The organism is Nibribacter koreensis (assembly GCF_039541795.1).
GTDB lineage: Bacteria > Bacteroidota > Bacteroidia > Cytophagales > Hymenobacteraceae > Nibribacter > Nibribacter koreensis.
Window position 1 is genome coordinate 64626 of sequence record NZ_BAABGX010000002.1, and the last position, 23285, is coordinate 87910.

At 50.3% G+C, this 23285-nt stretch carries 18 protein-coding genes; 12 read left to right on the plus strand and 6 right to left on the minus strand.

Going from position 1 to position 23285, the window contains the following annotated elements:
* Positions 1–180 precede the first annotated feature (180 nt).
* The 3 genes from ABD880_RS07470 to ABD880_RS07480 all read right to left on the minus strand — a co-directional run bounded on the left by ABD880_RS07470 (position 181) and on the right by ABD880_RS07480 (position 2376).
* Positions 181–1173, minus strand: a complete 993-nt coding sequence (locus tag ABD880_RS07470; protein ID WP_345164251.1) for a hypothetical protein — start codon at positions 1171–1173, stop codon at positions 181–183.
* 124 nt (positions 1174–1297) lie between these two features.
* Positions 1298–1564, minus strand: coding sequence for a hypothetical protein (locus ABD880_RS07475; protein ID WP_345164253.1), 267 nt, complete (start codon positions 1562–1564; stop codon positions 1298–1300).
* 179 nt (positions 1565–1743) lie between these two features.
* Positions 1744–2376 (minus strand): hypothetical protein, encoded by a 633-nt coding sequence (locus ABD880_RS07480; protein ID WP_345164255.1) that lies wholly within the window; start codon positions 2374–2376, stop codon positions 1744–1746.
* 897 nt (positions 2377–3273) lie between these two features.
* Here ABD880_RS07480 and ABD880_RS07485 point away from each other — a divergent pair.
* From ABD880_RS07485 to ABD880_RS07520, 8 genes are all read left to right on the plus strand, one after another.
* Positions 3274–9687: an Ig-like domain-containing protein gene (locus tag ABD880_RS07485; RefSeq protein WP_345164257.1), complete on the plus strand. Its 6414-nt coding sequence runs from the start codon at positions 3274–3276 to the stop codon at positions 9685–9687.
* Between the two features lie 6 nt (positions 9688–9693).
* Positions 9694–10707: a PorP/SprF family type IX secretion system membrane protein gene (locus tag ABD880_RS07490; protein WP_345164259.1), complete on the plus strand. Its 1014-nt coding sequence runs from the start codon at positions 9694–9696 to the stop codon at positions 10705–10707.
* A 431-nt stretch (positions 10708–11138) separates the two neighbouring features.
* Positions 11139–11531 (plus strand): hypothetical protein, encoded by a 393-nt coding sequence (locus ABD880_RS07495; RefSeq protein ID WP_345164260.1) that lies wholly within the window; start codon positions 11139–11141, stop codon positions 11529–11531.
* Positions 11532–11757: 226 nt separating this feature from the next.
* Entirely contained in the window at positions 11758–12147 is a 390-nt protein-coding gene (locus ABD880_RS07500) for a hypothetical protein (RefSeq protein WP_345164261.1), read from the plus strand.
* Between the two features lie 264 nt (positions 12148–12411).
* On the plus strand, positions 12412–12609 hold the full coding sequence (locus ABD880_RS07505; RefSeq protein ID WP_345164263.1) for a hypothetical protein: 198 nt from the start codon (positions 12412–12414) through the stop codon (positions 12607–12609).
* Positions 12610–12736: 127 nt separating this feature from the next.
* Entirely contained in the window at positions 12737–13300 is a 564-nt protein-coding gene (locus ABD880_RS07510) for a metal-dependent phosphohydrolase (protein ID WP_345164265.1), read from the plus strand.
* A 17-nt stretch (positions 13301–13317) separates the two neighbouring features.
* Positions 13318–16707 (plus strand): DEAD/DEAH box helicase, encoded by a 3390-nt coding sequence (locus ABD880_RS07515; protein WP_345164267.1) that lies wholly within the window; start codon positions 13318–13320, stop codon positions 16705–16707.
* 149 nt (positions 16708–16856) lie between these two features.
* Complete coding sequence (locus ABD880_RS07520; RefSeq protein WP_345164269.1) at positions 16857–17336, plus strand: DUF2628 domain-containing protein; 480 nt, start codon at positions 16857–16859, stop codon at positions 17334–17336.
* 680 nt (positions 17337–18016) lie between these two features.
* Here ABD880_RS07520 and ABD880_RS07525 read toward each other — a convergent pair.
* Positions 18017–18307: a YciI family protein gene (locus ABD880_RS07525; protein ID WP_345164271.1), complete on the minus strand. Its 291-nt coding sequence runs from the start codon at positions 18305–18307 to the stop codon at positions 18017–18019.
* Between the two features lie 157 nt (positions 18308–18464).
* Between ABD880_RS07525 and ABD880_RS07530 the strand changes: the two genes are divergently transcribed.
* From ABD880_RS07530 to ABD880_RS07545, 4 genes are all read left to right on the plus strand, one after another.
* Positions 18465–18818, plus strand: coding sequence for a DUF1456 family protein (locus tag ABD880_RS07530; RefSeq protein ID WP_345164273.1), 354 nt, complete (start codon positions 18465–18467; stop codon positions 18816–18818).
* Positions 18819–19007: 189 nt separating this feature from the next.
* The gene (locus ABD880_RS07535; RefSeq protein WP_345164275.1) at positions 19008–19745 is read left to right on the plus strand and encodes a L,D-transpeptidase family protein; all 738 of its coding nucleotides are present in this window, start codon (positions 19008–19010) and stop codon (positions 19743–19745) included.
* Positions 19746–19848: 103 nt separating this feature from the next.
* A complete protein-coding gene (lepB, locus tag ABD880_RS07540) occupies positions 19849–20973 on the plus strand; it encodes a signal peptidase I (protein ID WP_345164277.1) in 1125 nt (374 codons plus the stop codon).
* 118 nt (positions 20974–21091) lie between these two features.
* Positions 21092–21538, plus strand: a complete 447-nt coding sequence (locus ABD880_RS07545) for a DUF5655 domain-containing protein (RefSeq protein ID WP_345164278.1) — start codon at positions 21092–21094, stop codon at positions 21536–21538.
* A 114-nt stretch (positions 21539–21652) separates the two neighbouring features.
* Here the strand turns inward: ABD880_RS07545 and ABD880_RS07550 are convergent, their stop codons facing one another.
* On the minus strand, positions 21653–22546 hold the full coding sequence (locus tag ABD880_RS07550) for a universal stress protein (RefSeq protein ID WP_345164280.1): 894 nt from the start codon (positions 22544–22546) through the stop codon (positions 21653–21655).
* Between the two features lie 31 nt (positions 22547–22577).
* Positions 22578–23282, minus strand: coding sequence for a sulfite exporter TauE/SafE family protein (locus tag ABD880_RS07555; RefSeq protein ID WP_345164282.1), 705 nt, complete (start codon positions 23280–23282; stop codon positions 22578–22580).
* Positions 23283–23285 lie beyond the last annotated feature (3 nt).

Here is a 23285-nt window from a genome sequence, read left to right on the forward strand (position 1 = left end):
AGAACGCACAGGATTTCATGAGATTATCTAGGCACGCGTTTTAAACCCCACCGTTTTTGGGTTATTTTCTGGAAAACATGCCAAAAACGACGGGTATGGTCCTACCACCTTCCTACCCTCTTTTTAAAGGATAAAAAAAGGCCACCCTTTTTGGATGGCCTTTCTAATGATTGCGCTGGGCTACCAGTTAAAATCTTCTCTGGATGGTGGCTGAGCGCCTTGCCCGCGCACGTGCCCGCTCATGGGGTCAAAACGGCGGTCTCTTCCCTCCTGGCTTCTATAGTCTTCTGAGTGACCAAAGCTGAGCGAGCCGGCCATGTTGCCGTAGTTCTCACTTCTGTTGCCTTCGCCCTCTTGATTGTGGTGCTCGCGTCTTGGGGCGTTGTAATTCATCATGGAACTGTTCTCACGCTGGGCACGGCGGTCAAAGCCGCTTTGCATGTAAGATCCGCCTCCTATCATATTGCCGTATTCGCCCCGGTTGTAATGTGACAGCGAAGAGTCATAAATTTCATACTGGCTGTCATCTCCCCGGCGGGACCCGTCATTGGTGCCCGGGTTTCTGACAGACCCGCTGGAGCCCACGTGCTCTGAGGGCTGCCACCCTCTGGTATTGTCTGCTCCTTGTGACCCGTACCGGCTGGTGCCGTCATACTGCTCACGTTCACCGGGGGCAAAGCTGTTATGGTCGCGGTAGGCGCCATAGAACTGGCGCTGGCCTTGCTGTTGCTGCCCGCCACCATGGCCGCTGGTAGAATTAAAACCTATAGAGGAGTTTTGGTGAGAGCCACCTCTTGAACTTCCCCAGCCCTGGGCGCCGCCGTAGCTGCCCATGTTGCCGTAATTGCGGCTGGCCCCTTCTAAACTGCTGTTGCTTTCATTGGACAATTGCCTAGGGTGGTCATAGCGCTCTCCCTGGCGGCCAGAGTCTCTGCCGAAGTCTTGGTGACTGCCTTCCCAGCGCATGGAAGAAGATTGCCCTTCATGGTACGTTGGGTAGCCGTGACGCCCAGGCAGGTCCGCCCCTCTGTCATCCTCTGACAGATGACGTCTGTTCTGGTCACGGTAGCTGTCTTCTGCACTAAAGCGGTAGGCACCGCGGTACTGATTTTCGTCTACGCGGCCTGGGTTACCCTGACGCCCGTAGTCCTTATTCTCCTGATTTCTATTCATAACTCAACTAGGTTTATGGTACATGAATAGTATAGCTTAACGAGGGCAAAGCGCTTCCGGTTTTTGACCTGTTTTCTGGAAAACAGGCCAAAAACAGATAAAGCACGTTAGCTTCAGGAGGCAGTTATTTGGTTCTCAGGTTATTAGCGTTGCTGCCATCCAGGTTATGCGTATCCTCTTCATTTCTAGCGGCTACGTTCCCTTCAGACTGTTCGCCTTCTGGCTCGGTGTCCAGATAGTCTGTTTCTTTGGCTTGCAGGGGATCACCGCCAATGTCTGGCTTGGCAATGTTCTCTGCCTCTGAGTGGTTGCCGGTGGTAGGCGAAGGGTTGCTGTCTGGCAGTTTCTTGCTCTCGTCTGAGTTGGTAATCATGTCTTGGTCAATGGGCATGGTTTCTATGCGTTAGGTGTAGATATAGTATTTATACGCACGCCAAGCTCTTTTAGTAAACCTGCTCCAGTTACCAAATCATTACCATTGCGTTTACCAGTAAATAAAAAATCCCGTTTTTGGCCTGTTTTCTGGAAAACAGGCCAAAAACGGGACGCATATCCTAATCCGGGACGTGATTAGTTGTCGCTGAAGGGCTCCATCTTGATTTTCTCAATCATGAGGTACTTCTTGAACTCATGCAGCATCTTGTTCATCTCTACGTCCTGCTCTTCCATTCTCAGGCGCTCAGCGTCGGCAGAGGCAATGGCGGTGCGCAATTGCTCCAAGCTGATGGCCATGTGGTCACGGGCGCCTTGGGCACGCTCCTTCAAAGCCTCATCCATCTCAGTGCCTTGCAGATTTTTATCCAACTCCTGCAGGCAGAGTTCCAGGAAAGGAATCATGTCCCAGGGGTTGTTAGGACGGTTCCAGGTGAATTCAATATTGTCGCGGCGGCATTTGTAGCGGTTAGACTTCCAGCCCAGTTCATTGGTGGCCACGCTTACTTTCTTAAGCATGTCAGACTTGCCGCAGTTGGGGCACTGCGCCTGGTCCTGTATGATGCCGCGCAAGGTCTCTGTCTTCTCCTGTACCTGCTCTCTAAAGTCGGCGTGAGCGTATATTTTCTCTGTGAGGCGCTCACAGGCGGTGTTGAGTTCTTCGTGCTCTTGGGTCAACGCTCCCTCCTGCGCCAAGCGCTCACCCCGCTTTTTAAAAAAGGTGATCAGCTTGATGACTTCGCGTTCGTTCTCTGTGAGGTTCTGCTTCATTGGGGCGTGTTTCTTTTCTTCTCAAAGATACAAAAAAGGCGCGAAAGATGCTGTAACGGACGGCTATAGGCCAAGGGCATAAAAAAAGCCCTTCAGAAATGAATCTGAAGGGCTGTAAAAACAGGAGCCAGCGGAACAAGTGTCATCAGTGTCTGTAGCATATCCCCCAATAAGCGCCAGAACCTTTGTCTCTCTTGCCGAAGCAAAAGTGCCCCGCTGCTCCTTTATATCAAGAACGTCTACCTGTTGTATACGTTTTGTTCTTTCAACTGTGTCAAAGGTAGTGGGATAATTTAAGCCGGCTATTGAAATTCGGTGAGTTTATCCTCTTGCTAGCCGAAGTACTCCATTTTCCGGTTAAACCAAATCTTTCATTTGGTGTCTGCCCCTTCCTTTTACCAACTCTCTAAAGTTATCAGATTCCTTTCTATCCTGCAATAGATTTCTAAAAAATTTATCAAAAAAATCTAAGGTTTCAGCCAGTAAGCAGCTCAGAAAAATAATCCTATTTGGTATTAATTAAAAAAAGATAGGTTTTTACGAACTCTCTGAACTTAAGTTTCAATTTTAGATGTTACGCCGTTCAAATGATCTAATTTAACATCACTATTCTAATCTTAAAAACCCAGGGCTTATAAAGCACCAGTGGCATTTTGACAAGAACAGTACAATTTAAGTTTACTATGAGAAACTCTTACTTGCCCGTTAGATTATATTTCAAGCCCTCTCCCTCTCTTTTTCTCAGCCTTTTAATGTCCATAAGCAGTCCCACTGCCTTGGAAAACCGTTTTGTGCGCCCCGCTTTTCTGGCGGCCCGGTAACGCAACAGCTGCCTAGATTTTAAGAATAGGCCAGAGCTTGCTGCTTTTGCCTGCCCAATTAAGAAAGTTTTTCACCGTGAGCACTCTAACTGGCCCCATGGCGTGTATTAAAAAGTATTTCAATTTACTACCGTTCTTTCTCCTGTTGTCTTTTGCCTCTTTTGCGCAAACCTGCCCAGACTTGCCCAACGCAGCGCTAGAGGATGTCAACAAGGAAAATTTCATCAAATGTAGTCCGGTGATAGGGCCATTTGAGTTTAACCTTTCGGTTAAGAACATTTCCACCACTAAAGCCACCAACCAGTCTTATCTGATTGAATGGGGCGATGGCTCCCAGAACACCTACGGAGCGTCTTTCTCTACGGCCACCCACTTGTACAAGACCAGAGGCAAGTTTGACATGAAGGTGACGGTCACCAGCCTGAGCGGCTGCACCTCTTCTAAAACCTATGCTGTCTACAATGGCACCAACCCGGGCTTCGGACTGCAAAACATTGGCAACACGTCTTCTTGCGCGCCTGCCACCTACACCTTCAACATTACGGGTACCAGCAACAACTCCCCCACTACGGCCTACAAGATCTGGTTTGATGATGGCAGTGACACCTTGTACTTCAATCAAGACAACATTCCGGCCAGCATTGAGCATGTTTTTGAATCTTCCTCTTCTAAAAAAGAGAACGGCTTTACCATTTCTGGGGTGGCCATTGACTGCTACAACCGCAAGACGCCTGCCACCATCAGTGGCTTTGTGGTTTCTGGCAATCCTAAGTCTGCGTTTGAGTTTAAGTCGGCTACGCGTTGCGTGGACAGCATCATTAAATTAAAAGACACGTCTACCGGTGGCTTTAACCCTTACAACCCCAACAACAGCGGTGGCTACAACCGAAAATGGAAGATTGAACCCGCCACCGGCTGGAGCTTTGTCAATGACACTGATGAGTTCTCTGAGGAGCCAGAGGTTATCTTTACTGCCTCGGGCCAGTACAACATCACCCTTACCATCACCCCGGTAGGCAACAGCGCCGTTTGTCCAGGAGATGAGCACAGCGAGTTGATCACCATTGAAGACCCAACCAAAGCCGCCTTTACCTTAAGACCAGATCAACTGAACAGCTGTGCGCCCAACACCTTTGCGGCGCAGAACCTGAGCACCGGCACCAATGTGGCTTACACCTGGTCTGTCACTCCGGCTACTGGATTTGTATACGCCCAAGGAAACTCCACGTCTGCTCACCCGTCCTTCACGTTCCAAGAGGCAGGGACCTATAGAATCACGCTCACGGCCAAGAATACCTGCGGCACTACCACTTATTTTGAAGATGTCACGGTACTAAACAAGCCAACGGTTTCCTTACCAGCCAATGCCCAGTACTGCGGTCCGCAGACCCTGGTGTTTGGCCCATCAAATGCCGCACATACACCCGTGTACAATGCACAAGGAAGCAGAATCACGCGCTACCAGTGGAGCCTAGACAGCCAAGACGGAGCGCAGTTCCTGGAGCCGGGCATGGCCAGCGAGGCCTATCCAGCTATTGTTTTCACTAAGGCGGGCGTTTACCAAGTACGGGTACAAGCCTGGAACGATTGCGGTGAATCTGTGGCAACCAACCAAACGGTGACCATCTACGCCCTTCCTGCTGCTCCCGTGGTGGCCCCGGTCTTGGTCTGCAAAGGAACCTCGGCCACCCTAGAAGCATCTGGCGAGGTGACTACCTACAAGTGGTATGCGTCTGCAACGGCTACCTCTCCCTTGTATACTGGCGTCACCTTTACCACGCCGGTCTTGCAAACCACTACCACCTACTATGTAGAGGCCTTGTCTGAGAATGACTGTGCCAGTTCTAGCCGTACACCTGTTACAGTGACGGTGCAAGACCAACCAGTGGCGCCTGTGATCAACAGTAATCCGGCTATCTGCGCCAACAGCAGGGCGGTCTTGGAAACGGCTGTACCTAACTCCAGAATTGAGTGGTTCTCATCAGCTACTAGTGAAGCTCCTTTCTTTGTAGGTAATATTCTGGACACGCTCCTCACGTCCACCACCACCTTTTATGCAGGAAGCATCACCGAAGCGGGCGACTGTAGATCTTTGACCCGCACCAAGGTGACGGTGACCGTTCATCCAAACATTTACAGCAACACCATCACCACCTTGTCAAGAGGCATCTGCGAGGGAAGCGAGACAGGCATCATTGTAGCCAGCGCACCCAAGGGTGGATTTGGCTCGCCAACCTTCCAATGGCAGATGAGCATAGACGGCCAGACCTTCACGGACATTTCAGGTGAAACAAAGCAGAACCTTCCCTCCAGGGCATTAACCAACACTACCTGGTTTAGAAGAACCGTGACCTTGGGCGCTTGTACTGAGAACACAGAGGCTATCAAGATTGCAGTAGTACCGCCTATCACTCAGAACGTAATCATAGCCCCGGCCGACTTCATCTGCGCCGGCACGGTTCCACCAGCCTTAGAAGCTGCCCCGTTACTTGGCGGCGACGGCTCTGAGCCCACTTTTATCTGGGAAAGCAGCGCCTCTGAGAACGGTACCTACACCTTAGCCAAAGGAGCTGGCACGTTGACTTCCTTCCAGCCAGACGCTCTGCCTAACAGCCGCTGGTTCCACCGCAAGGTCATCATCAATGGTTGTGAGAGTATTTCTGCGCCAGTTGAAATCAAAGTGAATCCATTGTCACTCCCTCCAACGGTAAGCGCCACCAGAAGCACCATTTGCAGTGGTTCCACCACAGAACTAAAGGCCACGGCACCTAGCGGACCTTACTCTTGGTATGACGCCGCCACAGAAGGTAATTTGCTACATACAGGCAACACCTTTGTCACTCCGGTTTTGACCAACAACACGGGTAGCTCCATTACAGTGACTTATTATGTGCAGTCTGAGGCTACCGGTGGTTGTACCGTAAGCAGAACGGCCGTTAAAATTACGGTAGAATCAGAAATCACCAACAATACCATCCTGGAGGTGGCCCGCGTGTGCGCCGGCGAATCTCCTTCTATTAGAGGATTGGTACCGGCTGGTGGAACAGGATCTCCAGTGTACACCTGGCAATACAGCCTGGACGCTGGTGATGAGAAGGTCTTCAAAGATGCTACAGGTAATACCAAAAACAGCGTAACCTATACAGCCGCTAACTTAGGGCAGACCACCTGGTTTAGACGCAAGGTGAAACTGGGAACGTGCGAGTCTTACTCCAACACGGTACAAGTAGTTGTAACACCGGCCCTAGCCAACAATGCTTTGCCAGCCGCGCTTAAATTCTGCGAAGGCACCACGCCTCCGCAGCTTGCAGGAACAGGAGACGTGACGGGTGGTGATCCAATAGAAGGCATCCAGTACCGCTGGGAAATGAAGACCTCCCTGGCAGATACCTTTGGCCCTGCGCCCGGAGACAACACCAATGCCACCTATCAACCCACAGACATCACGCAACCTAATACTTGGTTTAGAAGAGTAGCCGTATCTGGAAGCTGTCAATTAGAGAGCAATACGCTGGTGTTGCAAATGTCACCAAAACCAGCCTTGCCGGTGCTAGCCAAGACCAGTTTGGAAGTATGCGTAGGCGGTGGCGCTACCTTAAATGCCATCCCTAAAGCAGGCGTGACCTTCCAGTGGTTTGACCAGGCGGGCACTTTGCTAAAAACTGGCAACAGCCTGCCTATTGCAGCTGCTGATTTGACTGAAGCAAGACCTTACATCTATTATGTAGAAAGCAAGACGGCTGATGGTTGTTTATCTTCTGACCGCGTGGCTGTTACAGTGAAAATATTACCATTGCTAAGCGCGTCTTTGGCCACTGGTGAGCAGTCTGTTTGCATGGGTTCTGCCCCAACCAAACCACTAACAGCCACTGCCCCAACCGGCGGCAACGGACAGTACCATTACCAGTGGCAGTCTACCACAGACCTGAGCAAGCCTTTCAAAAACACATCCTATGAAGATACGTTGGCTACCTACCTGCCAGGTGAGTTGTACGTGCATACCTGGTTTAGAAGAGTGGTAAGATCAGCGGACTGTGAGACGTATTCCAATCCAGTAAGAATCACGGTAGACGTACCGGTCACCAATAACATTTCCATCACCCAAGGGTCTGCGGAGGTTTGCTATGGCGTGGCTCCTACCCTTACCATGGGCGGCCCGGCCTCTGGTGGAGACGGCAAGAACTACCGCTACCAGTGGCAGTCCAGAACAGACGCATCACAACCGTTTGTCAACACATCGTTAAAGGATACTTTGGCTACCTTCCAGCCTGGTGCAACCTTGGGCAACACCCAGTACAGAAGACTGGTGATGTCGGGTGCTTGTGAGGCGGGAGCTTCTAACGTCTTAGAGGTGTTTGTGAATCCTATCCCAACCGCACCTATCGCACAGAACCAGACTATTTGTACTGGTTCCAAAGCCCGCTTAACTGCTTCCGGCGACGGTACCATTCAGTGGTTGGATGCTCAGACGGGTGCCGTTCTGTTTACTACCAGATCTGGCGGTGTTTTCGAGACCCCGGTGCTTACCACTACCACCGTATACCATGTGCGCGTGGTCTCTGCTCCGGCCTTGTGCGTGGGACCTGTCACTGCCGTAACTGTAGTGGTAGAAGAGAAAATCAGGCAGAATACCATTCAGGGCGTGGCTGATGTGTGCTACGCTACCATCCCTGAGAAGCTGATTGGAAGCACGCCAACCGGCGGCAATGGTCAGTATGAGTACCAGTGGTTTATCAAAGCCAAAAACAAAACCACTTTCCAAGAGATACCAGGCGCCACCGACAAAGACTACCAGCATGGTCAGATGCTACTCATTGACACCAAGTTCAAGCGGAGCGTCAAAGCCGGTGAGTGCGCCGAGGATTTCAGTCAGGAGATTGAGATCAAGGTGAACATGCCATTAGCCGAGGGGACCAATTACATCACTCCCATGAACCAGCTAAAAGCGGCCGGCACCACGCCAACCTTGTTGAAAGGAAGCGCCATTCCGGCAGACTACACTATTCAGTGGTGGTACAAGACAGCGGGCATGAACGACTTTGAACCGATTGCGGGCGCCACCTCCAGAGATTACCAGCCAGGCGCGCTACAAGAGACTACCTTCTTCATGCGGGAGGCCAAGTCTAAATACGTGGATTGCTCCAGCTTCTCAGATGCGGCCAGAGTGACGGTGTTCAAAGCCTTTACAGACAACAGTATCATGGCCGGTGGCCAGGTTTGCTACAAAGAGCCTTCCAACTTTGTCATCAAAGGCAATGAGCCAGACGGCAGCTTAACAGATGTGCAGTATTACTGGGAGAAGAAAACACAGAACACGGAGTATGTCTTGATTGGCAATCCTTCGCCGGCCACGGCCAGAGACTTTAACGTGCCCGTACTGGACGTAACTACCTGGTATCGCAGAAAAGTGGTGGTGAATGGCGTAGCTACTACCTCAAATGAGATCAAGGTGGAGGTCTTTAATAAGGTAGCCAACAACACCATCTCAGCAAACCAGATTGTCTGCGCCGGCACTGCCCCTACCAAACTCATGGGTTCTTTGCCTACTGGCGGAAGCGGCAGCTACACCTACGTTTGGGAAAGCAGCACTACCAGCGCCACTACAGGCTTTACTACCGCAACGGGCCCTACCTCAGGCCAGCACTATGAGCCGAGTGCCTTGGTGAGAACCACCTGGTTTAGAAGAGTGGTCTTGTCAGGAACGTGTACCAGTGAGGTAAGCAACGCCGTGCAGGTAACAGTGACGCCTCTGCCAAAAGCGCCCGTTGCCAAGGACGTCTTCTTGTGCGCTGGCAACACCGTCACCTTGACGGCCGCTTTAGCAGCTCCGGCTACTGGCGTGGTAATAGAGTGGTACAACCAGGCGCAGGGAGGAAAACTGCAACACACGGGGGCAAGCTTCACTACGCCGGTATTGCAAAGCGCCACTACCTATTATGTGCAGACAGTGTCGCAGAGCTGTGCCAGTGAGCGGGTGCCAGTGAGGGTGAACATACCTGAGCCAACCGCCAACGCCGGACAGGACGTGACCATCGCCTATGGAAGGTTTGCAGAGTTGACGGCCACGGGCGGCGTAAGCTACCAATGGTCGCCAAGCATCGGATTGAACAATGATAAAATAGCCAATCCGGTAGCCAAACCTAAAACCACTACTACCTACACGGTAACGGTGACTACCGCCGAAGGCTGTACGTCTACAGACCAGGTGACGATTACGGTATTACCGGCGGTAGAAATACCAAACGGCTTCACGCCTAACAATGACGGCATCAATGACAACTGGGACATTCCAACCTTGAAAGGGTACCCAGGTGCACACGTAGAGGTCTTCAACCGCTGGGGCAACAAAGTGTTTGAATCCAAAGGCTATCAAACGCCTTGGGACGGCACCATGAAAGGACAGCCTTTGCCAGCTGCTACTTATTACTACCTGATCCGCTTGGGCGGAAAAGAGGAACCTTTATCCGGAAACGTAACCATTATCAAGTAAGCGCACATGAAAAAGCTTGCACACTTGTTCTTCTTTCTGTTTCTGGCGGCTCCGGCCTTTGCCCAGCAGAAACCACAGTACAGCCAGTACCTGTTCAACAACTACCTCCTCAACCCCGCGCTTTCTGGGATTGAGAGCTACACGGACATCAGGATGGGTACGCGCCGTCAGTGGGTGGGCCTGGAGGGAGCTCCCGTCACCTACTATATAAGTGGACACACCTCTTTAGGCGCCAGTGACCGTAAATCTGCGGTCACGGCTCCCAAGGGATTCATTCCTAGAATGGCGGCGGCCAACAACAGAACCACAAAGTATCACAAATCCAGACCGCACCATGGGTTTGGCGCCTTGGCGCAGGCAGACAAGACGGGGCCTTTAAGCACCAGCAACCTAACGGCTACCTACGCGTATCATCACCCCCTGACCAGGCGCGTGAACATGTCTGTGGGCATAGCGGGCGGTGTACAGCAAACAAGGTTAGACGGCAATGCCTTGCGCTTGAATCACAGCAATGACCCTACCATTCAGCCGGGCCAGATGGCCAGAACTAAGTTTGACTTGGGCTTAGGCACCTGGATCTACTCAGACTTCTTCTACGTGGGAGCCTCTGCCGCCCAACTGGTATCTAAAAGTTCTACCAACGGCGAAGGCATGTATGTGGCCACCCAAGATTTGCAACCACACTTCTTCCTGACCGGCGGTTACCGTCTTAAGCTAAGGTATGATTTGTCTCTGGAACCCTCTATTATGGTGAAGATGGCCCAGCCAAGTCCCATTGCAGTAGACGTCAACTTTAAAACCACCTACATGAACAGGGTGTGGGCCGGGATGTCCTACAGACATAATGATGCGGTGGCGGCCATGGCAGGCATGAACATCAACTACTTATTGGACATTGGCTACTCCTATGACCTCACCACCTCTGAGTTGAGCAAAGCCACCGCCGGAAGCCATGAACTTATTGTGGGCATCAAGTTGCAGAATAAAAGCAGGTTAATTTGTCCGCAATGGCTATGGTAAAATAATTTACTTAGTAAGAAGGTAATGCACAGGGTCGTTTTCGGCTTGTTTTTTAGAAAACAAGCCGAAAACGACCCTGATTTTTTAATGCGCTCCTTTAGGCAAACAGATTTAGGCCTTGTAAATCTTCAGATACCGGTTTTCATTTCACCCAAGCACTGGTAGGCTCAAATATTCAATTGACTAAATATAACAAGATTCATATACGCAAAAATATAAATATTAAGAAATCCAGTTATTACAAATTTTTGCACTAAAAAAAGAAGGTGATTATAAATAATCTACAAAACGCAGTTTTTAACAGTTTTAGCAAAACCCTGATTATAACAAACCGTTAAAGAGCATATATCAGAAATGATAGATTTTTAAGCCATCCAACGTTCTTCCATCCCCCTAAGCATACTTATTGTTTTACGCAAGCATCTAGCATTATGAAAAATTTTACTCTTACTGCCTTCTTCTTTTTGTCTTTAGTTTTCTCAGCGGCGGCTCAAAAATCGCCTTCTAACCCGGCGCTAGAGCAAGCCTCCAGCAACCTTACCAGAGTAATGATGGAAACCATGGGCCTGAACGAGGATGAGTACATCAAACTAAAGGCTTTAAACCAAGAGCGCTTATCAAAAGCCACTGAGGCTGACAAACTGTACGCAGATGACACAGAGCAACGCGATGTGCGCCTGAGAGAGATTGAGGATGAGTTTGAAGTGAAATTATTTAACATGCTCAATACCCGTCAAGTGACCGCTTACGCTGAGTTCAAGCAGAAACCAGAAGCAAACTACTTGGCCATTGTACAGCAGTTGAAGGCCTCCCCCAAAAAATAAGCACCAGTAACTTTATTTTTAAGCCCCGCCCAACAAGCGGGGCTTTTTTTGTGCCCATCATCAGCCTTTCGCATGTGCGCCCCAACAACCGTGCACTTGTACATCTTCTTATAATTCAATTGGTTACTTAGAAACATGTAAAAACTAGAATATACCTGAGTGCGTATATCCTCCTGTGTGCCACACCAGGCAACATCTAGACAGACAATTGACAAACCCATCCTCTATGAACAGAATTACTCTGTATACGCTCCTGCTCTCTTTTTTCTTGGGCAGCAGTCTAGCGCAAGCGCAAGCACCCATTCATGCAGTCCATAAGGCCGCAGATAAACTCACCAAGGAAATGGTCCTAGCCCTGCAACTGAATGAAGCCGACATCATCCAACTCTCCAAGTATAACCGGGAACGATTCACCAAGTTGGCTGCCCTGCAAAAACAGGCCCCTTACCTCACTCAGCGCCAGGAAGATTTAAAAAGAAGCCAGTTGGAGCATGAATACCATGAGCGCGTCTTCGGGATATTGAACGCCCAGCAATATGTACAGTACAAGCGCTTTAGAGAAAACAGAAGAGAGTTTACCAAACCAAGCCAGGTAATGGCCTCATTGGGTAAGTAATTTTACCATTGCACGTCCCATCGTTTTTGGCCTGTTTTCCAGAAAACAGGCTAAAAACAATGGGACGTTTCTTTTTACAGGAGATTATTCCTCCCGGCATCCCTCTCTCTTCTTATTCTTAGCATTTGCCTACCTTTGCAGGGAAACTACGCCGGCATCTCTCCTCCACCAGAAATACCCGTATACACTTTTTTGGCAGTGCACGCCTCTTCCACCTTTTGATGACACCTTATGGAATGGTCTAAAGTATTCAATCCCAAAGCCATGAATTCATTTCAATTCATCGCGCTCACGGGCATCATCATGTCCCTATTGGCCCATGTGCTGTTGCATTTTCTGGGCAAGGACATTGAGTCGTTCAACTACTTGTATTTGTGCTGGGCCGTCTTGTTCGTGTTTGGAACCATCCAAAACCTGCGCCATAATCCTGAGGACGATGACCATCACCACCATCATCATTAATGAATAATGACCAGTGATTAATGATTAATAGAAAATGGATAATGATTAACTTTTAATTTTTAACTTCTGTCCATTCATTATTCATTCATCAATTGCCATTACTTATTATTCATTGGTCACTACAATTATGTCAAGAGAAGAAGCACTCCAAATCTTACAGGAATATACCAAAGGCGAAAGCCTGTTGCGCCATGCCCGCACTGTGGAGTTAGTGATGCGCGCCTATGCCCAGAAGCTCAATCAAGACGAAGAACAATGGGGGAATACGGGTCTGCTGCATGACGCGGATTATGAGGCTCACCCAGACCGTCACCCGCACGTGATTGTGAACCTGCTCAGAGAAAAAGGCGAAGAAGAAATGGCCCACGCCATCTCGGCGCACTACAGCCACTGGGGTGTTAGCTATGATACCCTGCTGGACAAGGCGCTTTTGGCTTGTGACGAGGTAACCGGCTTTGTGGTGGCCTGCGCGCAGGTACGCCCCCAGCGGCTGGACGGCTTGGAAGCCAAATCAGTATTGAAGAAATTAAAGCAAGCCAGCTTTGCGGCCTCCGTGGACCGTGGCGAAGTGCGTTTAGGCGCAGAAATGCTAGGCGTAGACTTAACCGAACACATCACATTCATCATTGGCACCTTGCAAGCCCACGCCGAGGAACTTCAACTCACGCCCATGCCCCAAAGCGCCTCTTAAAATCATTCTCTTGTTGCATGACCTCCTCCCCTGACCAATCGGTTAACCACGTACCTGCGTCTTCTTCTGCCACTGAGTTTGTCATTGAGCAAATAGACCTGAACGCGCTCACGTTTGACTGGCTGGAAGCCCACAGCGCAGAGCGCGTGTTGCCAGAATCAAGGGGCTACGTAGACATTCATCCGTTGTCCATTCAAGTAGACTTCGGGTCGTTTGTCAATCCGTTTAGCAGCATTGTGTTTCAGCCAGTGGTGGTACGGCAACTGGGACAACGGCTGAGTTTAGACTGCGCCTGCCCCGCACCCAAAGACAAGCTCTGCACGCACCAAGTGCAGGTGTTGCAGTGCCTGTTGTACCGTGAGGAAATACGCATATTCTTTGACTCAGCCTTGCGACACCAGAAACTGCAGAAAGCGGCCATGCCGTACGGTCTGGAGAACGAGCCTAACCTGGACGCCTTCTTTGAGCTGGAGTACAACAACAAAACCCTGCACATAGAACCGCGTCGCAAAGAACTGTTTCCCATCCATACCTTCACCAGCGCGTTCATTGCCGAAGAATTAGCGCCATCCGCTCCGTCGCTTCCCGTAGCACCTAATTCCTCTGACGGAGTCACGCAAATAGTGGTCATTGGGAAGCATCGGTTTTACAACCATCTGCACCTAGAATTAATGGAGGCGCCTTTGACTAGGGACGGTAAAATCAAGAATCCCTTGAAAGTCTTGGCGCCGTTTGATTATCTGTGGCAGACCCAGGATCCCGAGGAGCTTAAGTTCTACAGCGGCATCTCCAAATTCCAGAACAATTACAACACCGTCAGGTCGTCGGCAGATCTGGAGGCTTTAAAAGCACTTCTCAAAAACCCCTTGCACCTGGACTTCTACTGGCACGACACCGACAAATCACCCAATGTCACGGCCAGCGCCTTAGCACCCGTACAAGTGAAAACCCTGCCAGTGAACTTACAGCTGACGGTACATTTGCAGAATGATTTTTACGAGGTGACGGGCCACCTGCAGGTAGAGGACCAAGCCTATGAGTTCCCAGATTTGCAGGTCAAGTTCAACTACTTTCTGCATCTTAAGAATACGTTGTACCTGGTAGAGGACGAAAGCGTCTTGCGCGTCATTGAGTTTTTCAAAAAGCACCACAACCAACTGGTTTTGCATGCTTCTAAGTTTGAAGAATTCAGGGGGCAGGTCTTGGCTAATCTGGAGCACCAGATTAAGATCACCTACACGTTCCTGCGGCCCGCCACGGCCAAACAACTGAAGGAACAAGGCTTTGACCAGCCACTAGAGAAAGTTTTATACCTGTCAGAATCCATGCCGTATGTGTTGCTCACGCCGGCCATTCAATACGGTGAGGCAGAGGTACCAGTCTTGTCTAAAAAGCAGATTTATGCCACAGATGCCCGCGGCAAGGCCTTCACGGTGACTAGAGACAAGAACGCGGAGCTTTCGTTTCTGCGCGCGGTACTGCAAGAGCATCCAGACCTGGAAAACCAAGTCACGCAGACCAGTTTTTACCTGCACAAGGACCAGTTCTTAAACGAAGACTGGTTTTTGGAGGCTTTTGCCAATTGGCGTGCGCAAGGCATCACCATCTTGGGTTTTAATCAACTACAAGGCAACAAGTTCAGTCCGTTCAAAGGCACGCTGTCCATCTCAATGGAGAGTGGCATTGACTGGTTTGATACCCACATCGACTTACTTTACGGCAAGCAGAAAGCCTCGCTAAAACAACTGGCCAAAGCCGTCAAGAACAAGACGCGCTACGTGCAGTTAGACGATGGCACCTTGGGCATCCTTCCGCATGAATGGATGGATCGTTTGGCGCGCTACTTCAGGCTAGGCGATGTAGTGGAAGAACAGTTGCGCACGCCCAAAGTACAGTTTGCCAACATTGCTGAATTGTATGAAGACGAAGTCCTGTCTACCGAGGTAAAAAAGGAACTAGCCGGTCTGCAGAAAAAGATGCAACCCAAGGCCAAATTACCGCAGGTACCCGTACCCTCAGAATTACAGGCCACCTTACGTAACTACCAACAACAGGGATTGAATTGGCTTAATCATCTGGACGACCTCAACTTTGGTGGCTGCCTGGCAGATGACATGGGCTTGGGCAAAACCATTCAGGTGATTGCGTTTATGCTGGTGCTCAAAACCAAACGGCAAGCAGGTCCGCATTTGGTGGTAGTGCCCACGTCCTTGCTGTTTAACTGGCAACAGGAGCTGGCCAAATTCGCGCCGAGTTTAAAAGTGCACACCTTCTATGGACCAGCGCGCGGCCGAAAGGAATTTGACTTGGTGGACGTGGTCTTAACGTCTTACGGCACCTTATTGTCTGAAATAAAAGCCCTGAAGGAGGTGCGCTTCCATTACATCTTCCTGGACGAGAGTCAGGCCATCAAGAACCCAGAATCCCAGCGCTACAAGGCGGCTAGGCTGTTGCAGGCCAGAAACCGATTGGTGCTCACCGGTACGCCCGTGGAGAACAATACTATGGATTTGTACGGCCAGCTGTCCTTGGCGTGCCCGGGGCTGTTGGGCGACAAGCGCTACTTTAGGGACCATTATGCCACGCCCATTGACAAGTTCAAGGAGACCAAACGCGCCAAAGAACTGCAGAAGAAAATCCAGCCTTTCTTGTTGCGTCGCACCAAAGAACAAGTAGCCAGTGAACTGCCGGAGAAAACCGAGATGGTCATTTACTGCGAGATGGGCTTGGAACAGCGCCAGGTCTATGAAAGCCACGCCAAGGAGGTGCGTGATTTCTTACTAGGCCAGCCAGAAGACGATTTGCCTAAAAGCCGCATGCACGTGCTTAAGGGCTTGACCAAACTACGACAGATTTGCAATTCGCCGGCGCTCTTGCCAAATGAAGCCTCGTATGGCGATTCTTCGTCAAAAATTGAAGCGCTGTTGGAGCAGATTGAGAACAAGGCGCCTTACCATAAGATATTGGTGTTCTCGCAGTTCGTGTCCATGTTGGATCTCATTCGGCCAGAGCTGGAGAAGCGCAGCATCCCGTATGAATACCTCACCGGGCAGACCACCCAGCGCGGCAGTAAGGTAGACAATTTCCAGAGCAAGCCAGAGGTGCGGGTGTTCTTGATTAGCCTCAAAGCGGGCGGCACGGGCCTCAACCTCACCGCCGCCGACTACGTCTATCTGGTTGACCCTTGGTGGAACCCAGCCGTAGAGAACCAAGCCATTGACCGTGCGCACCGCATTGGCCAGCACCAGAACGTAGTGGCAGTTAGACTTATCTGCCCAGACACCATTGAAGAGAAAATCATGACCTTGCAGACCGCCAAGAAAGAACTGGCCAAAAACCTAGTTAAGACAGACGAGCCTTTCTTAAACACCCTATCCAAACAGGACCTGTTGCACTTGGTGAGCTAAACCCATTCCCTGCTCTTCATATAGCAATTTTGCATGTCAACAAATAAGATTTCGGCAGGAAACGGCGGTTTCTCGTTACCTTTATAGCAGAGGTACTGGTGTTAAGCCATGAGCCTACTGCTTACAATTATCCTTCAGAATTGAGTACCATGTCCGAAGAAGACAAAGAGATATATTACCGCACCTATTTCGGGCAGAGTCATGATTACTATTATGACAAGCTGGAGCAGTACCAGGCCGGCCGGAAGTTCACCTTCAACTTTTACGCCTTCTTTCTGGGCCTTCCTTGGCTATTGTACCGCAAAATGAACCGCTTTGCGCTGTTTCTACTGGTTGCCGTGGTAGGTCAGTCCATTCTGCTGAGTTACCTATTGGAGCAGAAATACATTAATACAACAAATGCTTTCTGGTATGAAAGAGGTGCCATGCTCTTTTGGGGACTGGTGACGGGCTTCTTCGCCAATTACTTCTACATGCGCCAAGCCCAGCGCGAAGTAGACAATGCCATTGCCGCCACACCCAACGAAGACACCGCCCTGGAACTACTCAGCCAGAAAGGCGGCGTCACGTTTATCCCGCACATTGTGATTGCCGTGATGTTGCTTGTCTTATTATTGATGGGCCAGTAAAAGCTACGTCTCCGTTTTTGGCCTGTTTTCTAGGAAATAGGCGAAAAACGCGGGAAGAAGACAATGCGCAGGAGACAAGGCAGTGCCTGGTCTCTACAAATCCGCGCCAGCGAAGAACGCATTGCCGCCTCTCCAACACCAAGCCGCCTACCGACCGACCTTGCGCAGGGCAGCCTTGGCTGTGCGCCCGGAGCATGGGCAGGGACCGGGCAGTGGCCTATCACCTGGCAGAGGCATAAGCCAACGATGAAATAGATAGCTTTGACCAAGTGCAGAAATCCGAAGAAAAGCTGTCTGAGCGGCAGCGAGTTTCTTTTCTTCTTGATTCTTTTGGTTACTTTTCTCATCAAGGAGAAAAGTGACAAACCCGGGTAGAAAAGTTAAGAGTTGAAAGTTAAGAATTAAGAGTTGGGAGGTAAAAGCTTGGACGGTAGTTCTGGTCGTTGGTGATAACACCAACAACGGCGGGCGAAAAGAAAGGCTTTTTTGAACTCCAGATTCTAGACTCAGAACTCTGGACTATCGACTCAGAACTAGTACGTCATCCCCCTCCCCCTCCCGGAACAAGTCCGAGATCTTCGACTTCAAAGGGGAACGAAGAAGCCCTTTACCAAAAGCTCAAAAACAGATAAGCGTTTTTAGCCTATTTTCCAGAAAACAAGCCAAAAACGACAAACTGCTTAAATCTGGGCGATTTTATACGTCTTTACCTCCACTGTCTCCCAAACCTTATTCAAAATATACGGTTCTTCCGCCATCCATTTCTGCAGGTCTCCCTCGGTCTCAAACTGCAACACCAAAGAGGAGCCGCGCATGATGCCTTGCTCATCTAGAAAAGCGCCGCCCAAGAGGAAATTGCCGCTCTCTTTGAGCATCTTCATCATGTCAATGTGCTGTGGACGGATAGCCATACGGTGGTCCAAGGCGCCTTCTGTGGTATAATCTGTGCCGGTAACTAAATATTGTGTCATGGTGTGTTCTGTTTGAGAAGCTAAAGTAGAGAAAAACGGGGGCATCCTAAAATGGCGGCCCGTCACTGAAACCAGAAAAGAAACCGTAATTTTACCGTTTCGGCACAGAACGCCTTAATTGCCGTATGACCAGAAGACGGCCCATAGATATACACCCATGACCAACAACGATATCCTCAAAAAACTGCGCGTGGCCCTGCAACTGCGCGATGACCAAATCATAGACATCCTCAAGCTGGTAGACTTCAACGTCACCAAAAGCGAGCTGGGCGCCATCTTCCGGAAGGAGGACCACCCCAACTACCAGCCCTGCGGCGACCAACTGCTGCGCAACTTTTTGAACGGACTGGTCATTCACATGCGTGGCCCCATGGAGCCCAAGAAAGAAGCCTCAGACAAACCTAAGCAGGTTTCTGCACCTTCCAGAGACAGAGACGGCGGCAGAGACCGAGAAGACAACAGAGATCGGCCAAGAGAAGATGACAGACGGCCTTTCAGAAGCAAAAGATAACCAACCAGACCACAGCCCAAGCGCTGTGGTTTTTTGTTTTTGGCCTGTTTTCCAGGAAAAAGGCCAAAAATGAAGCACCAGTTGCTACATTGTTTCTAAACACAGCCCCCTGAAGGCTTTTGACTTACTCAGAAATTCTTTCATCTTTGCCTTCCCCCCCCAGTTTTCAATTTCAGAATCATCCAAATCATGAAGAACCTGCTTCTGGCCTTCAGTCTGGTTTTCTTGCTGGCCCCAGACCGGTTCAAGCAACAGCAGTTGCAGTATGAGCGTGTGCGCATCGCGTATGCCCAGAAGTACACAGACCTGAGCAAGTTTCTGCAAGCCAAGAAACTGGATATGAACTCCCTGGAGCTGTACATGCGGGCGTTCAAACATGAGCAGGTGTTGGAGATTTGGGCGAAGAAAAAGGAGGACGCACAGTACCAGCTACTGCTCACATTTCCATTCTGCGCCATGTCCGGCACGCTGGGTCCCAAACGCAAAGAGGGCGACGGGCAGATACCAGAAGGCTTTTACTTCATTGACCGGTTCAACCCAAAGAGCAATTTCTACCTTTCTCTGGGCATCAACTATCCCAATGACACAGACAAGGCCCGCAACCCCACCGGCAAACTAGGCGGCGACATCTTCATTCACGGCGACTGCCAAACCATTGGCTGCATCACCATCACAGATGACAAAATGAAAGTGGTGTACGTGCTGGCCGTAGAGGCGTTTGAGCAAGGCCAGACCCAGATTCCGGTGCATTTCTTTCCTGTAAGGTTTACCTCACCGGCATATGGGCAGTTGAAAGAAACACACGCGCAGTCTACCAAACTCCTTGATTTCTGGCAGAACCTGGAAGGTGGCTACTCCTACTTTGAGCAAAACAAGCGACTGCCTATCGTGATCTCCTTGCCTTCTGGGGCTTACCAACTTCAGTAGTTTTAGAGGGAGCCACTATTAGGGAAAATGGTCACTTAGTTCATCAAAAGTCTAAGCGGAAGTACAATAATCCAACTGGAATATAGTTTTATCATATATTCTGATGTTGTACTTAGTTCGCATGTTCATGGCCTATCACTTCTGGAAAAGAAAAGACACAACCCAGGCCCCTAAAGTCAAAAAATCTGCGGTGCGGGAATGGGGCGATGCCCTCATGTTTGCCATGGTCTGCGCAACCATTATCCGGTGGTTAACCTTTGAGGCTTATGCCATCCCCACCTCTTCCATGGAAGGGTCGCTACTCACCGGCGACCATCTGTACGTAAGCAAATTGCACTACGGTTCGCGCACGCCCATCACGCCTTTGCAGGCACCGCTTACGCACCAGAAGCTTTGGGGCACCAACATCCCCTCTTTCTCAGACTTGATTCAGTTGCCGTCTTACCGCTTGCCGGGCATTTCTGAGGTGCAACGCAATGACGCGGTTGTGTTCAACCACCCCCAAGAAGTGGAGCGACCCATTGACCTCAAGACCTTTTTGATTAAGCGGTGCATTGGCGTGGCCGGTGACACCCTCCAGATCAAAGACGGACAGGTATTCTTAAACGGAACCGCCGCCGAAAACCCAGCCAAGCTACAGTTCAGCTATTACCTTAAAACAGACGGCTACGTGCAAGAGAAATTCTTCAAGAAGCATGGCATACGGGAGGTGATGGGCGCACAGGATGGGTATTATATTCATACCTCGCCAGAAACAGCTGAAAAGCTCCGCTCCTTTGACTTCATAAAAGAAGTTGTGGCCTTAAAAGTTGCGCCCGGCACTCCAGATCCGCAGGTTTTTCCGCAAACGCCCGACATTCACGCCTGGAACCAGGACAACTTCGGGCCGCTGTACATTCCTAAGGCCGGGACCACGGTGGCCCTCACGCCCGCCACTTTGCCCCTATATGAAAAAGCCATCAGGGTGTATGAGCACAATGAGCACCTGCAAGCCAAAAACGGCAAACTCTATCAAAACGGTAAAGAACTCACCCATTATACCTTCAAACAGAACTACTATTTCATGATGGGCGACAACCGCCACAACTCCAATGACTCCAGGTACTGGGGCTTTGTGCCCGAAGAATACATTGTAGGTAAGGCGGTTTTGGTTTGGATGTCCACGGATTCTACCGCCAACCTCACAGATAAGATTAGATGGAATCGCTTAATGCAGACCGTGAACTAAGCGGCTTGCGGTTCTAACTTTTTTATGAAACGGCACTTCCATTTACTCAGATTTGGGAGATTGCCGTTTTTGACCTACTTTCCTTAAAACAACTAAAAAACGCCTTTATCACGCGCACATGTGGACCTGCGAAACCTGTACCCAACAGTTCCTGAGAACCAACCAAGCCCACTCCTGCCTGGACAAAACCGAGGCCGATTTTTTGCGGGGCAAGTCTGAGAAAACCCTGGAGTTGTACCATCACTTCCTGGAGCAGTACCGCACCATAGGCGACTTCCGGATTCATCCGTCTAAGTCCATGCTGTCATTGGCCAAGAACACGCGCTTCTGCATGATCTACACACTGGGCCGAAACTTCATGGACGTGTACCTGCCGCTTAGCAAAGTCTATGATGACACGCTCTGCTTCCATAAGATTGGCCATGTGGGTGATAAGCAAACCAACCACTGGCTCAGAATCTATGAACCCGAAGACGTGAACGAAGAAGTGATGTTCTACCTGAAAATGGCTTACCAAGAAGACGCCCTTAAGGGAGAAGCCCACCTAGCCAAAGCTGAAAAATAAACTACTCTAACCTGTAAAAACGGCAAGTCCCGCTAGTGAATTAACTGGCGGGACTTGCCGTTTTCGGCCTGTTTTCTGGAAAACAGCCTAAAAACGCTGGTAAGAAAGTACACCTCAGGTAGCTAAACCAACTTTTGACGCAGTGTTCTCCTCTTGCACATCATGGTTACAATGGCGGCAACTGGCAGAGCACGGGGTTTTTCTGGCTTGGTACAGGTTGAGCAAGGGCGTGCGCAAATGGCCGGGGCTGGTCTTGCGGTAGTCACCTGAGAAATACTCTTGCAACAAATGCGTGTCTCTGGTGGCCAGCACAAACAAATCTGGAGTTAGCCTACCGGAGAAACTGTTCAAGCCCTCTAGCAAATCATCTTCTTCCTGGCAGACAATGTCCAGATTGGGGTACGTTAATTCCGTTTTAAGGGCGGCGGCAGCCTTTTTCACCTGGCAGAAACTAACGCCGTCCAGTTGGCTGTGCAGGTGCAGCAAGGTAAGGTGCGCATTGAACTTCTGGGCCAGCTTCTGCACACGGTTCATCACCGCCTCGTTGGTATCTGTCACGTCCAGACTGAAGACAATCTCCTTCAACGGCTGAAAAACAGCATTGCTGGGCACTAACAGGATAGGACACTTCACCAATTCAGGCAAGGCCACCACTTGTTGCTGCTCTAAACCGGCCAACAGATAGTCGGCCGGAGACACCATCATGTCAACGTTCAGCTCATCCACCACCTGGGTCAGATGCTTTCTTAATTCGCCTTCTTTGATGGTGCATTCAATAAGCGGTTCAGTGCCCACACCACTAGAAAACTGACGCGCATGCCGCTCTGCAAAACTTCTCAGGCGCTGAAGTAACTGGCTTTTAAAGGTGGGCGTGAGTTGCAATGCGCCGGTGCAATGCAAGAGCGTAATGTCTGCACTTAGGTGGTTAGCCATTTGATAGGCATAACGCAAAGCGGTCACGCAGGCGTCTGTGAAATTGAAAGGAAGTAGAATTCTTGGCGAAGTCATAGTCTGTTGGTTTGATAGGTTATAGGCTAGATTAAGGAACATGACAAACAGGGGCTTCTTGCGTAGTGGTTACTAGTTGCGGGCTTATATAAGGCACACCCAGATTAAGACCCCGCAGGATGAACAACACCGCCAGACAGCCCGCCACATACGGCACCGCGATACGCATGTAATAGCGCATCTTAGGCTGAATCATTTTACCAGACAGGGACACCAACCACATCAAAGGAATAGTACCCAGCCCGAACATGGCCATATACAACATGGCCCCGCCCACGCCCGGCGCACTGAGGGCTCCCGCCAACGCGAAGTACACCATGCCGCACGGCAACAGTCCGTTCAAGACACCAATCTGGTACAGGGACCTTGGCGACCCATTCCCGAAGTGCTTGGCCATGGCCCGGCGCAGGACGTTCCACCATTTCTCAGTGCCTAGCCATCGGTTTATTTTATTAGAAGTAGCCGCCGGTAACACTACCAGCAAAAGCATCATGACGCCAGAGGCGATGGACAGCGTCTGTTGCCAGCCCGCCAGATTCAAGGTAGAGCCAATGGCTCCGGCCAAAGCACCCAGCAGGACATAAGTAGATAAGCGGCCTATGTTGTACAGGAGCCGGCCTCCCAGAAAGGAAGCGCCGGTACCCCTGCCAACAGGTAGTGCCATGGCAATAGGGCCGCACATCCCTACGCAATGAAAACTACTGATAAAACCTATGACCAATCCTGCCCACCACATGGT